We start from the raw sequence: 11921 nt of genomic DNA, 5'->3' as shown, positions 1-11921 counted from the left end.
AATGGAGGAACCGGTGATTGAGTTCCACCTGGACAGCCGGTCCGGCCTGTCCCCGTACCAGCAGCTGGTCCAGCAGGTGAGGCACGCACTGCGCCTGGGCCTGCTCGAGGAGGGCGACCGGCTGCCGACGGTCAAGGACGTGGCGAGGCAGACGGCGGTCAACCCGAACACGGTGCTCAAGGCGTACCGGGAGCTGGAACACGACGGTCTGGTGGCCGCCCGTCCCGGCGTCGGGACGTTCGTGACCCGGACGCTGGCCGGCGGCACGCTCGCCGCGCAGGGACCGCTGCGCAAGGACCTGCAGCGCTGGCTGACCAAGGCCCGCCTGGCCGGGCTCGACGACGAGAGCATCGAGGCGCTGTTCATGGACACGTTCCGCAACGCCGCCGGAGAGGACGTAGCGTGAGCGCCGTCTTGCGAGCCCAGGGCCTGGGCAAGAGGTACAGGCAGCGCTGGGCGCTGCAGAACTGCGACCTGGACGTCCCCGCCGGCCGGGTGGTTGGCCTGGTCGGCCCCAACGGCGCCGGAAAGTCGACCCTGTTGAAGCTGGCCTGCGGCATGCTGACCCCGACGGCCGGCAGCATCGAGGTCTGCGGTGGCCGTCCTGCCGCGGGTGTGGAACAGCTGGCCAAGGTCGGCTTCGTCGCCCAGGACACCCCGGTCTACGCCGCGCTGAGCGTCGCCGACCACCTCGACTTCGGCAGACGCCTCAACCCGGGCTGGGACGACGCCGTGGCGCACGACCGGATCCGCCGCCTCGGTCTGGACCTCAAGCAGCGGGCCGGCCGACTGTCCGGCGGCCAGCGCGCGCAGCTCGCTCTCACCCTGGGCATCGCCAAGCGGCCGGAGCTGCTGGTCCTGGACGAGCCGGTCGCGGCTCTGGACCCGCTCGCCCGACGGGAGTTCATGCAGGACCTGATGGAGGCCGTCGCCGAACACGAGCTGAGCGTCGTGCTCTCCTCCCACCTGGTCTCCGACGTGGAACGGACCTGCGACTACGTCATCGTCCTGGTCGATTCCCAGGTGCAGATGGCCGGCGACATCGACGACCTGGTCGCCCGTCACCACCGGCTCACCGGCCCCCGCCGGGACCCGGACACCCTCCCGGCCGGCCGGCACGTCATCACCGCCAGCCACACCGACCGGCAGACCACCCTCCTGGTGCGCACCGACACCCCGCTCCACGATCCGTCCTGGACCGTCAGCCCGCTCGGCCTGGAAGACATCGTCCTGGCCTACATGACCCGGCCCGCCGATGCGGTACGTGACACCCGACCCGCGCTGGAGGTACTCCGATGATCTGGCTGACCTGGCGCCAGTTCCGCACCCAGGCAGCCGTGGTGTTCGCCGCGGTGGCCGCCCTCGCCGCCGCCCTCGCGGTCACCGGCCCACAGCTGGCCGACCTCTACCGGACCGCCGGCAGCAGCCTGGTGGACCAGATCGCCAGTTCGGACCGGACCCTCTACTACACCGGACTGCTGGCCGTGCTCGCCGTCCCCGCGGTCATCGGGATGTTCTGGGGCGCCCCGCTGGTCTCCCGTGAACTGGAGACCGGCACCCACTGAGCGTTTTCAGCGCGGGCACCGATCGGGTGACGGCTGGGTGACGTCAGCGGGCAGCGAAACGAGCGAGGCTCTCCGGCGGTTGAGTGAGATGTCTGACGTCTCAACTCGGTGGCCGGAGAGCCTCGTTGGTTGTCTATCCTGCATCACTTGACCTGCCGCACGCGCTGGTGGAGTGGGTCACCATGCTGATTGTCACCCGTGAGGGTGACCGGCGCTGCAAGCTCCGGCCGTCGCAACGCGCGATCGTCGCGCTGGTGTACCTGCGCAAGCACGACACGCTCGCGCAGATCGCGGCCGGGTTCGGGATCAGCGTGGGTACGGCCCACGCCTACGTTCGTGCGGTGACCGGGCATCTCGCCCGCAAGGCGCCGGGGCTGACCCGGGCCCTTCGCGAGACGGACGGGGCATACGTACTGGTCGACGGCACCCTGGCCGAGTGCGACCGGGTCGGCGACGGCCGTGCCGATTACAGCGGCAAGCACCGCCGCCACGGCGTGAACCTGCAGGTCATCACCAATCCCGTTGGCAAGCTCGCGTGGATCTCACGACCGCTGCCGGGCCGAATCCACGACCTGACCGCGGCCCGGCACCACCGGATCGTCGAGACCTGCGCCCGGCTGCGGATCCCGGCGCTCGCGGATCTGGCCTATACCGGAGCCGGCCCAGGCGTCGCCGTTCCGGTTCGCCGCCGGCCCAAACGCGAGCTGACCGCGAAGGAGAGGTCCCTGAACAAGGCCCATGCCAGGCTCCGCTGTCCGGTCGAGCGCGGCGTCGCCACCCTCAAGCATTGGCGCATCTTCCGACACGCCCGCTGCAGCCCCAACTGGCTCACGTCAGCCGCCAGGGCGGTCCTCACCCTGGAGAGGCAACGCTGAAAATGCTCACTACCTCGCGTGGAACCAGGGCGTCACCCGCACCCGCTGGCTGGTGACCAAACTGGGCCTCGGCGCGGCAGTCTCCATGGCCGCTGCGGGGCTGACCAGCCTCGCGGTGACCTGGTGGAGCAGCCCCATCGACCGTGCCGTCGACGCCGGCGGCGCAACGGACACGTACTTCCCACGGCTCGACCCCGTGGCCTTCGCCGCACGGGGCATCGTCCCCATGGCCCACGCCGCCTTCGCCTTCGCCCTGGGCGTCGCCCTCGGCCTGGTCATCCGCCGTACCCTGCCTGCGATGGCCACCACGTTCGCCCTCTACACCGCCGCCCAGATCGCCGTGCCGATGTGGATCCGGTCCCACCTGGCCGCCGCGGACCGGACCGTCCTGCCGATCGAGCCCGACGGCGCCCCTCTCGGCATCCAGGACGGCGCCAAGCAGATCGTCGCGCACCTCGAACAGGCACCCGGGGCCTGGGTCACCTCCCAGCAGACACTGAACGCCGCCGGGCAGCCGGCCCCCGTGCCGTCGTCATTCGCCGACTGCCTGCACATCGAGTCGGGCCCGCCCACCCTGCAACAGGTCGACCGCTGCGTCGCCGATCTCGGCGCCCTGGGATACAAACAGCAGGTGACCTACCAGCCCGCCGGCAACTTCTGGGCCCTTCAATGGGCCGAGGCCGGGCTCTACCTCGGCCTCGCCCTGGCCCTGACCGGGTTCTGCGTCTGGTGGATCCGCCGCCGGGTGACCTGACAGACGCCAGCCCCACGACGCGAACACCCATGAGGGCAGGCCGCAACCAGGCTGACCCTCACCGCACCGGGACCTCCCGCCACTCGCCGGTACCGGCTGCTCCGTGCACCCCGGAGCCGGTACAGGCACCGGCTTGCCGGCTCGGGTTCACCTCGACTCCGCCCGGGCCTCGCCGGAGGCGTCCGCCGACACGCGGGAACGGGGCACAGGGAGCAGCGGGCGTGAGGGTGAGTCGCCTCTCCATTTGTGACTGGTCGGCATTTCGGTTGTGGTGGGGTCTGTACGGCGGCGCGAGTGGCACGGTGACCGGCCCACGGGTGTTCCCCCTCGGGTAGCACGTGCGGCCGTCGCTGACTATCCACGAACGTGAACTCGCGATGGATAGTCCTGTGATCGTCGTTCGGGGATTGTTGAACCCGACAGCGGGGCCGGTATCTCTGGGCCGGTATTGACTCATGGTTCGTTTTGGATTCTGTCCGGTACGGAGGGTGGCAGGGGTCCTCCCGGCCGAGACGCTTCGCTGTTCGTCATTGAACGCCTGAAAGTATGAAAAAAAGGGGGGCCTGTGAAGAAGAACATGCGTACGGCGGCCAAGGCGCTCGCTGTCGGAGCTGTGGCGGTGGCCTGCATGGCCGCTGGGACGGGGAGCGCTTCGGCGCTCGACCGGAGCGTGCTGCCCAAGGGGTACAGCCTCAACATCGGCGACAGGCTCCTGTCGCCGATGGACTCCACCCTGCGCCAGTACGAACTGGTCCTGCAGTCGGACGGCAACCTCGTCGAGTACCGTCTCGACCACGGATATCGGACGAAGACCTGCTGGGCGTCGGGTACCTACGGCAAGCCGGTGCACCACGCGACGTACCAGCAGGACGGCAACTTCGTGCTGTACGGCAACGACATCTACAACACGGCGTACTGGGCCTCGAACACCGTGGGCGTGCCTGGCTCGACGGTCAACGTCAACATCGGCGGCGCCATCTACGTCGGCACCAAGCTCTACAAGGGCAACTGCTGACCAAATGCTGTCCTGGCCGGCTCGGTACCCGTACGCGTACCGGGCCGGCCAGCAGTGCTGTTGCACGTTGCACGGCCATCGGACCGAGCTGGCGGGGGTGCCCAGGCCGATCAGGCGCTTGCCCCTCCCCGGCACCGGGGAAGCCGTCGGCTGAGGGGCACCGTGGTCGTCGCGCTGCGCGCCGTGGGCGTGGTGGTTGTCCGCTGCGCAGCGGCCAGGCTCCGTGGGATGTGAGCAGTGCGTCCCGGGGCGGGCCTCAAACCGCCTGCTGAGCGAAGTCGTGCGGGCTACTGGGGAGTGCGCTGGTAGAGGACCACACGGGATGAGCGTGTGCGTTGCACGCGTCCGGCGCGGTGCAGGATCTGCAGGTGGTACGAGACGGTTGACGGGCTGAGGTACAGGCGCTGGGCAAGCTCACTGGTGCTGCGGGGTTGGGCCAGTTCGGCCAGCATTCTGGCGCGGGTGCTACCGAGCAACTGCTCGTCGGACGACGGGAGGCGGTCTTCCCGACCCGCTGGGTAAAGGATCATCGGTTTGCGGGGGGCTGCAACGCTTGTCGGTTCGCCGGCGCAGAAGATGGCCCTGTCCGCGAAGACGCTTGGCACGAGGATCGCGGCGTCGGCGGACAAGTGGAGACGGTGGCGGCTGGACGGGCGGAGGTGGACCTGGAGGGAGCCGTGGCGCCATTCCAGGTTCGGCGCCAGCTGGTCGATCGTGTCGGCGATTCCGTTCCGGGCGATGCTGGTGGCCCGCACGTTGATGTCCCCTTCCAGCCGGGCCCGGATGCGTGGCCACTCGGGTGCGAGGGCGGCGTGCCAGAACTGGGCCAGTTCACCGGCGACGCGGTGAGCCAGGTGGGCCTCGCCACGCTCCAAGGCTGCCAGGAGTATCCGGGGTGCTCTGGAAGCAGCGGCCTGATCCCACGAGTGGCCGTTCACGGCCCCTTCGAGCTCGTAACGGATGCGCTCCGATGGCGTCGTCGCGACCGCGTGCAGGGCGCCGTCCAGGTCGGTGACCGGGCCGGCTGCTGGCTGTGGTCGCAGGAAGTCCGGCGCGTAGCCGTGGGGTCCGCCACCCGCGACGACTGCCAGCAGGCCCAAGTGCTGCTCGGACAGCGCCTTGGCGGCCCTGGCGCGCCAGGCACCGGACAGCGCCTGCGGCATCTGAGCGAGTGCGAAGAGCAGGTCCTTCGCCGGGTCCAAGGGGGAGAAGGCGAACCGAATCCTGCCCAGGCCTTCCGTACCCAAGTCGATCCGGATCACGAGAAGCCCCCTCTGGCAAGTGTCTTCGAAAACAATCGAATCATTCGACGACGGACACGTCATCCGATTCCCTGGATCCGGGCCGAACCCCCGGCCCCGGATGAAGTACGGAGGACGTCTTGCGCGCACTGCCGAAGGCACCTGAGCTCCGCCGCACCGTCGCCATGGCCACCGCCGCCCTCGTGATCGCCGGCGGTGCCACTCTCACCAGCGCCGGCTCGGCCGGCGCCGCCACCCCGAGCTGCGGCAGCGATCAGGGGGGTACCAGTGGTGCACCCTGGTACAGCTGGCACCTGGTTCCCTGCGTCAACTACGACAGCTACAACAACAAGTACTACCCCACCGTCCACATCTGGGGCGGCAGCACCGACGTGCGCATCTACCAGGGCATCTACGACTCCTGCAACGGCGTCACCTACGGGGTCAACGGGGACTCGAACTCCAACCACATCTTCCCGGGCGACAACTGGATCGTCGCCGGCAACTCGGTCCCCAACCCCTACTGCGGCTCCGGTGTATGGGCCATCGCGCGGATCTCCGAGTCCGGGAACGGCTCGCCCTGGGCCTGGTCGTCAAGGATGTGAGCACTCCACCGGTCCGGGGTGGATTGCGCCTCTGACCTGGCCATTCATCTCTTCCGAGGGGCGATGGGTCCGGGGCCGGCCCGGGCGCGCGCCGGATACGCGGACCCTCGGGCGAGCCGGGCGAGGACTGGTTGATCGGTGGGCCGGGTGCGCGCGGCTCAGTCCACCGTGACGACCATCTTCCCCGTCGCCGCGCCGGACTCCATGGCCCGGTGCGCCTCGACGATCTCCTCGAACCCGAAGACCCGCACCGGGCGGGCCCGCAGGGTCCCGCTCTCGACCTTCGCGAGGATGGAGTCGAACGGGATCGAGGAGAGCGGGAAGTCCGGCGTTCCGAGGGCGAACGCGCTGCCGAAGAAGCTCAGTTGGACGCCGGAGGGCAGATCGGTCAGCGGCGCGAACTCGTGGACCGGAGCGAGGCCGCCGAGGAAGCCGAGCTGGCACACCCGTCCGCGCGGGCGCACCGTGGCGAGGGAGTCCCGCAGGACGCTGTTGCCCACGACGTCGAGGAGCGCGTCCACCTCGATCCCCCCGGCCCGGACCTGTGTCGCCAACCGGCCGTCGTCGACCAGCACCCGCGAGGCGCCGATCTCCCGGAGCAGGCCGGCCCGGTCGGCGCTGCGGGTGGTGGCGACCACCGTGGCGCCGTGGTCGCGCGCCAGGTTCACCGCGGCCTGGCCGAGCGAGGACGTCGCCCCGCGGACGAGCAGCGTCTCCCCGGGGCGCAGCGCCAGGTTGCCGTGCAGCGCGCTCCACGCGGTGGCGTACACCTCGGGGACGGCGGCCAGATCGGCCCAGTCGAGCGAGGTGCGGACCGGTACGACGTTGGTGGCGGGGGCGGTGACCAGCTCCGCGTAGCTGCCGTTGCGGGTGCGCCCCATGCCGCCGAGGAGTGCGACGACAGTGGCGCCCGTGGGGAGTCGCCCGCTCGGGTCGTGCTCGACGGTGCCGGCGCATTCGATGCCGGTGACCGCGGCGACGTCGCCCCAGGCGCCGCTGCGCATGTAGGTCTCGGCGTGGTTGAGCCCGAACGCCCTGACCCGGACGAGGACTTCGCCGTGGGCGGGGCGCGGGTCGGGCAGGTCGGTGACGGTCAGGACCTCGGGTCCGCCGGGGGTGGTGATGACGATGGCGCGCATGATCGATCTCCATTCTTGAGCGGTCGTTCAAATAAAGGGCCGAAAAACGGCCGCCACGGGGGGTGGCGGCGTCGAGGTGCGGAGGGAGGGTCAGGCCGTGGCGGCGAAGGCGTTGTCGACGATGGCGCGCAGGACCGCCTCGTCGGGGTTGGCCTTGCCCACCACCATCAGCCCCTGGGCGGTGGCGACCAGCAGCCTGGCGGTCCCGGCCGGGTCGAGGCCGGCCCGCGCCTCGCCGCGGCGTACGGCGGTGGTCAGCGCCCGGGTCATGCAGTGTTCGAGTCGGGCGAGGTGGCCGCGGACCACGGCGGCGGCCTCGTCGTCCTCGGCGGCGTTCTCGATCGCGGTGTTGACGAGCAGGCAGCCCTGCCGGCCCTCCGGGCTCAGCAGGTCCCGGACCAGCCCGTCGAAGTAGCCGCGGACCTCGGCCACCGAGGCGTCGGGGGAGTCGAGTTCGCCCAGCTTCTGGGGCACGACGAGCTTGGAGTAGCGTTCCAGCGACTTCAGGAAGAGCGCCCGCTTGCCGCCGGGGAAGGCGCTGTAGATGCTCCCCGGCTTGACCCCGGTCGCCTTCACCAGGTCCTCGATGGACGTGGCCCGGTAGCCGCGCTCCCAGAAGCGCCGCATCGCGGCCTCCAGGACCTGCTCCGGCTCGAACTCCCGTGGTCGTGGCATGCGGACAACATATCTGAATGGGCATTCAAGAACAACCGTCCCGGTCCCACGGCCTCCGTCGAGCACGACCATCGGCCCGCGACGGCACGTGACCTCGGGACTTCGCCACGACGCGTGCACCGAACCGGTCCTCCCGGCCGTGTCCCACCGCAACGACCGCCGGGACGGGGGTCTCCCGTGCCGCGAGAACCGGGGCGCGCGGCTGTCGAGGTGCGCCCCGGCCGCGGGTTCCCCGGGCCCGGCCCGCTCAGGCGGGGCTGACGGTCTTCAGCCGCTCGAGCAGCGCGGTGCCGTCCGGTACGCCGAGTCCGGTGCAGGCGTCCCAGCCGGGACCGGCAGTGAAGGCTCCGATGTCGCCCTGGGTGATGTCCCGGAACCCGACCGGGGACGTGCCGGCCGTGGCGCCGTCGTAGAGCTGGGGCTGCATCAGGCCGAGCGGCCGGCCGAGCGACTGGGAGAGCCGGCAGGCCAGGGCCGCCCACAGCGGCGCGACGGCGCTCGTCCCGCCGAAGACCAGGCGCTCGCCGTCGACGAGCACCTCGTACCCGGTGGTGGGGTCGGCGACGGCGGCGACGTCGGGCAGGCCGAGGTGCTGCTTGCCCGGGGTGCCGTTCGGCACGCCGACGCCGTGCTGCCAGACGGGCTGGGCGTAGAACTTGCTGACGCCCCCGCCGGAGGCGGACTCGGGCCCGTTGTTCCAGACCCGTTCCAGCTTGATCGTGCCGGACTTCGGGTCGGCGTCCAGGTGTGTCCCGCCGCAGGCGAGGGTCCCGGGGCTGGAGGCGGGGTAGTCGGCGTGCGGCTGGCCGTCCGGCTCGCCGTCGCCGCTGCCGTTGTCGCCGGCGGCGGCGCAGACGGTCACCCCGAGGGCGGCAGCGTCTGCCAGGGCGGCGTCGAAGGCCTTGCGGCCCTGCTTGGTCCACCGCTCCTCGTTCGCGCCCCAGCTGATGCTGACCGCGGTGGGCGTGGGCGTGGCGTGCACCGCCGCGCTGAGCGCGTCCGCGAAGCCCCGCAGGGTGTTGTGCGCGAAGTAGACCACCTGCTTGGCGCCGGGGGCGAGCCCGCCCGCGACCTCGATGTCGAGCAGCACCTCGCCGTCGGCGCTGTTCGGGTCCCCGTTCGGCCGGTTGGCGGCGCCGTTGACACCGACTGCCGTCACGCTGGGCGTCGCGATGCCGAGTCCGGAGAAGTACGCGTCGAGGTCCGCCTGCGTGAAGCCGCCGTCGAGCTCGATGATGGCGAGGTGGTGCCCGGAGCCGTCGGTGTTCGGCGGGAACTTGTAGATCCGGCCGAGCTCCACCGGCGTGTAGCTCCTGCGGGCCGCGGCCGGCTTGAGCCGGTGGAGGTGGGGCTTGGCCTGGGGCCGGTCGTCCATGCCGAGGACCGCGACCACGGCGTCCTGCCAGTCGGCGAGGATCTGCAGTTCGCCTTCGCGCTGCCGGTGCGCGACCAGCGCGCCGTCGTCCGGGTGCTGGCTCTCGACCATTTCGAGCGATCCCGGGTCGACCACGGTGCGGATCCGGCTCAGCGGGCCGCTGATCTTGATCCGGCGGGAGCCCTGGTCGACCTCGGTGACCTGCAGTCCGTGTTCCTGCGCCGTGCGGCGGATCATCTCGACGTCGGCCGGATCCGCCCCGTACCGCTCGGCCAGCTCCTCCCGGCTGATCGTCTGCGGGCCCTGGACCAGGGAGTCGGGGATCTCGGCCCGGCGCCGCAGGACGAGGGTGAGGTCGATGGGCTGGGAATCGTCCACGGCTCCCACGGGGCGGGCGTCGGAAGCGGCCGTACGCGCAGATCCGGGGAGCGGAACAAGTCTGTTCGTTGACATACCAAGAGTATTCTCCCGGGCACTCTGCGTGGGCGACCGCCGAACGGCTGACACCGCGCCGGCGCACCCGCCTCCACGTGGTTCGAGCGCGACGGGTCGACGGCCCTCCCCCCGCTCTGTTCCCCGGGCGACGGCCGCCGGAGGCCCAACTCGGCAGCCCCCGGGCGCTCGTGAACCACCCGCCCGAAGGCTTCGCTGACGGGCGGCGCCGGACCCGACTGCGTGCTATCCGCTGACCGGCCGTCAGGGGCCCGTGGCATCATGCCGCCATGACGACGCGCGAAGCTCCCGCAACGGCGGCCGAGGCGGTGCAGGAACTTCGGGAGATCGCCCACGGGTGGGTCGACGGCCGACGCGCTGACCCGGATCTTCTGATCCGGGCCGCGCTCCGCGCCCTGGTCGCCGGCGTGGACACCCCGTCGGTGGTTCTCCTCGCCGCGCTCTTCCGCGGTGAGGAGGACCAGGCCCCGGAGCTGTTCGGCCAGGTGATGGACGAACTCGGCTTCGGCTTCCACCCGCCCAAGGACTACTGGGAGGGCCGGCTGGCGCTCGCCCGCTGGTGGGCCGCGGAGATCGCCGGCGGGTGGCTCGACCCCGTCGAGGGCGCCGCACTCATCGTCGAGGATGTGGCCGAAGCCTACGGGAAGTGCGAGGAGTTGGCGCCGATGGTCGATGCGATGGTGGCGCTCATGGACCCTGTCGGCGCCGCGTACCCGGACGACGTTCCCGCACACCTGACCCGGGCCGCCCGCGAACTCCTGGCCCGCATCCCGCCCCCGTCCGCCCCTCTCTGACAGCACGAGGGCGCCGTGCCTGCCGCAGGCCGGCTTTCGTCCGAGTGTTCTGCGAAGCGCCCCCGGCGCGGCCGGCCGGCAGCACGTCCTGACTGCCGAACGCCGCGAACGCGGATCCTCGATATCGGCATCCCGTGGGTCCCGGCGTCAGCGGCCGCCCCGAGCCCGCGGCCTGCCTGCGCGATCGGGGCGCCGCCGATACAGCGCGCGGTACTACGCCCGGCGCGCCGGCGGGACGGGTGCGCCGGCGTCGGGTCGACGGGCGGTGCGGTCAGTACTCCTCGTCGGGGTAGCCCCAGTCGATGGAGGTCTCGGCGTCCGGCGCGGCCTCGGCCACGGCGGAGGCGAAGGAGGTCTCGAAGTACGGCTGCCAGCGGCCGAATCCGCTGATGCTGACCGGGAACCTGGACTCGCCGGTGACGTAGTGCACCCCGTTGTCGACGACCGGGCCGTAGCTGATCTGGCCCTCGAAGCCCTCGTCGCGCAGCAGGGTGCCGACGGACGCGGCGACCGCCTCGGCCTGCGCGGCGTCGGTGAGCTTGGAGACGGTGAAGTGGAGATCGATGTTGACGGACATGCCCGCAGGCTACCGGCCGTCGCCGACAGCCTTGCGGGGCGGCCCGGGCGGGGCTTCGGGAGGGACGGGCCGGGTCAGAGCTCCGGGTGGTCGCCGAAGCCGTCGTGGCCGGCGCCGGCCGCCGTCAGGGCGAGCCAGCCGTGGCCCCGGACGGGGGTGTCCGCGCCGATCGCGGCCGGGTCCACCGAGAGGTGCGCGGCGGCGGTGTTGACGCCGGTGGTCTCGGCCCGGCCCGGGTCCTCGGCGTACCACTCGTACTCCTCCGGGTCGTCCTCGAAGTCCGCCTCGGTCAGGACGGTCTCCCAGGGCAGCGGCGTACCCGTCCACTCCGAGTCCTCGTGGCGCCAGTACCCGCGGACCACCTCGCCGTCCACCGCCGCCGCCCAGATCACCGCGTCGGCGAACGGGTCCTGGTAGTAGACCTGGGCCCGGCCGCACGCCCTGCTGAGCCGCTCGATCACCTCGTGCGGCCCCCACCGCGTCGCCCCCAGCGGTTCGTTGGCGTAGATCAGCCGCCAGCCCGCGTACTCGGGCGTGACGAACACCCGGTGCACCGCGTCCGGCGCGTACTTGGTGTCCTCCTGCTGCGCCTCCTGCCCGTACCGGACCGTCACCGGGATCCGGTCGTGCAGGCCCAGCGCCTCGAAGGCGGCCTCGTACGTCGCGCCCGGCACCGCCAGCCACCAGTGGTCGGGCTGCTCCTCCGGGCGTTCGGCGGCGAAGCGGTCGCGGGCGAGCCGCTCCCACCCGGCCCGGTCGAGCCCGGCGGACTCGGAGGTGGCCAGCAGGACGTCGACCAGGCGGGCCAGATCGGCCTCGGCGGGGATCATGGTGTTCATCCGGGCGAGTCTAG

At 71.5% G+C, this 11921-nt stretch carries 14 protein-coding genes; 8 read left to right on the top strand and 6 right to left on the bottom strand.

The genetic code is table 11. The features are described from left to right. Window position 1 precedes the first annotated feature (1 nt). The 6 genes from ABEB06_RS03310 (at window position 2) to ABEB06_RS03285 (ending at window position 4209) form a co-directional block, all read left to right on the top strand. A complete protein-coding gene (locus ABEB06_RS03310) occupies window positions 2–406 on the top strand; it encodes a GntR family transcriptional regulator (protein ID WP_345695246.1) in 405 nt (134 codons plus the stop codon). Continuing rightward, a complete protein-coding gene (locus ABEB06_RS03305) occupies window positions 403–1299 on the top strand; it encodes an ABC transporter ATP-binding protein (RefSeq protein WP_345695245.1) in 897 nt (298 codons plus the stop codon). The genes ABEB06_RS03310 and ABEB06_RS03305 overlap by 4 nt, the downstream gene beginning before the upstream one ends. Further along, window positions 1296–1565, top strand: a complete 270-nt coding sequence (locus ABEB06_RS03300; protein ID WP_345695244.1) for a hypothetical protein — start codon at window positions 1296–1298, stop codon at window positions 1563–1565. The genes ABEB06_RS03305 and ABEB06_RS03300 overlap by 4 nt, the downstream gene beginning before the upstream one ends. Window positions 1566–1690: 125 nt before the next feature. Then, window positions 1691–2440 (top strand): transposase family protein, encoded by a 750-nt coding sequence (locus ABEB06_RS03295; RefSeq protein WP_345694664.1) that lies wholly within the window; start codon window positions 1691–1693, stop codon window positions 2438–2440. A gap of 52 nt (window positions 2441–2492) precedes the next feature. After that, window positions 2493–3194, top strand: coding sequence for a hypothetical protein (locus ABEB06_RS03290; protein WP_345695243.1), 702 nt, complete (start codon window positions 2493–2495; stop codon window positions 3192–3194). A 565-nt stretch (window positions 3195–3759) separates the two neighbouring features. Continuing rightward, window positions 3760–4209 (top strand): hypothetical protein, encoded by a 450-nt coding sequence (locus ABEB06_RS03285; protein WP_345695242.1) that lies wholly within the window; start codon window positions 3760–3762, stop codon window positions 4207–4209. A gap of 287 nt (window positions 4210–4496) precedes the next feature. On the opposite strand, the gene ABEB06_RS03280 is transcribed toward ABEB06_RS03285, so the two are convergent. Next, complete coding sequence (locus ABEB06_RS03280; protein ID WP_345695241.1) at window positions 4497–5471, bottom strand: ArsR/SmtB family transcription factor; 975 nt, start codon at window positions 5469–5471, stop codon at window positions 4497–4499. A gap of 119 nt (window positions 5472–5590) precedes the next feature. On the opposite strand from ABEB06_RS03280, the gene ABEB06_RS03275 reads away from it, so the two are divergent. Further along, window positions 5591–6055 (top strand): hypothetical protein, encoded by a 465-nt coding sequence (locus tag ABEB06_RS03275; RefSeq protein ID WP_345695240.1) that lies wholly within the window; start codon window positions 5591–5593, stop codon window positions 6053–6055. A 158-nt stretch (window positions 6056–6213) separates the two neighbouring features. Here the strand turns inward: ABEB06_RS03275 and ABEB06_RS03270 are convergent, their stop codons facing one another. The 3 genes from ABEB06_RS03270 to ABEB06_RS03260 all read right to left on the bottom strand — a co-directional run bounded on the left by ABEB06_RS03270 (window position 6214) and on the right by ABEB06_RS03260 (window position 9622). After that, a complete protein-coding gene (locus ABEB06_RS03270) occupies window positions 6214–7194 on the bottom strand; it encodes a zinc-binding dehydrogenase (protein WP_345695239.1) in 981 nt (326 codons plus the stop codon). A gap of 90 nt (window positions 7195–7284) precedes the next feature. Then, the gene (locus ABEB06_RS03265) at window positions 7285–7869 is read right to left on the bottom strand and encodes a TetR/AcrR family transcriptional regulator (protein WP_345695238.1); all 585 of its coding nucleotides are present in this window, start codon (window positions 7867–7869) and stop codon (window positions 7285–7287) included. Between the two features lie 247 nt (window positions 7870–8116). After that, window positions 8117–9622: a S53 family peptidase gene (locus tag ABEB06_RS03260; RefSeq protein WP_345695237.1), complete on the bottom strand. Its 1506-nt coding sequence runs from the start codon at window positions 9620–9622 to the stop codon at window positions 8117–8119. A 344-nt stretch (window positions 9623–9966) separates the two neighbouring features. Here ABEB06_RS03260 and ABEB06_RS03255 point away from each other — a divergent pair, with 344 nt between their 5' ends. After that, window positions 9967–10491, top strand: a complete 525-nt coding sequence (locus ABEB06_RS03255) for a hypothetical protein (protein WP_345695236.1) — start codon at window positions 9967–9969, stop codon at window positions 10489–10491. Between the two features lie 271 nt (window positions 10492–10762). On the opposite strand, the gene ABEB06_RS03250 is transcribed toward ABEB06_RS03255, so the two are convergent. Continuing rightward, window positions 10763–11068 (bottom strand): hypothetical protein, encoded by a 306-nt coding sequence (locus tag ABEB06_RS03250; RefSeq protein ID WP_345695235.1) that lies wholly within the window; start codon window positions 11066–11068, stop codon window positions 10763–10765. 74 nt (window positions 11069–11142) lie between these two features. Then, window positions 11143–11907: a hypothetical protein gene (locus ABEB06_RS03245; RefSeq protein WP_345695234.1), complete on the bottom strand. Its 765-nt coding sequence runs from the start codon at window positions 11905–11907 to the stop codon at window positions 11143–11145. Window positions 11908–11921: the final 14 nt, after the last annotated feature.

The organism is Kitasatospora terrestris (assembly GCF_039542905.1).
GTDB lineage: Bacteria > Actinomycetota > Actinomycetes > Streptomycetales > Streptomycetaceae > Kitasatospora > Kitasatospora terrestris.
The sequence above is the reverse complement of the archived record's forward strand: the minus strand, read 5'-3'. Positions and strand labels throughout refer to the sequence as shown.

Excerpts from the sequence above, each read along its gene's own strand:
- ABEB06_RS03300 (WP_345695244.1), top strand. The coding sequence starts at position 1,296 with ATGATCTGGCTGACCTGGCGCCAGTTCCGCACCCAGGCAGCCGTGGTG.
- ABEB06_RS03310 (WP_345695246.1), top strand. The coding sequence starts at position 2 with ATGGAGGAACCGGTGATTGAGTTCCACCTGGACAGCCGGTCCGGCCTG.
- ABEB06_RS03255 (WP_345695236.1), top strand. The coding sequence starts at position 9,967 with ATGACGACGCGCGAAGCTCCCGCAACGGCGGCCGAGGCGGTGCAGGAA.
- ABEB06_RS03270 (WP_345695239.1), bottom strand. The coding sequence starts at position 7,194 with ATGCGCGCCATCGTCATCACCACCCCCGGCGGACCCGAGGTCCTGACC.
- ABEB06_RS03265 (WP_345695238.1), bottom strand. The coding sequence starts at position 7,869 with ATGCCACGACCACGGGAGTTCGAGCCGGAGCAGGTCCTGGAGGCCGCG.
- ABEB06_RS03245 (WP_345695234.1), bottom strand. The coding sequence starts at position 11,907 with ATGAACACCATGATCCCCGCCGAGGCCGATCTGGCCCGCCTGGTCGAC.
- ABEB06_RS03250 (WP_345695235.1), bottom strand. The coding sequence starts at position 11,068 with ATGTCCGTCAACATCGATCTCCACTTCACCGTCTCCAAGCTCACCGAC.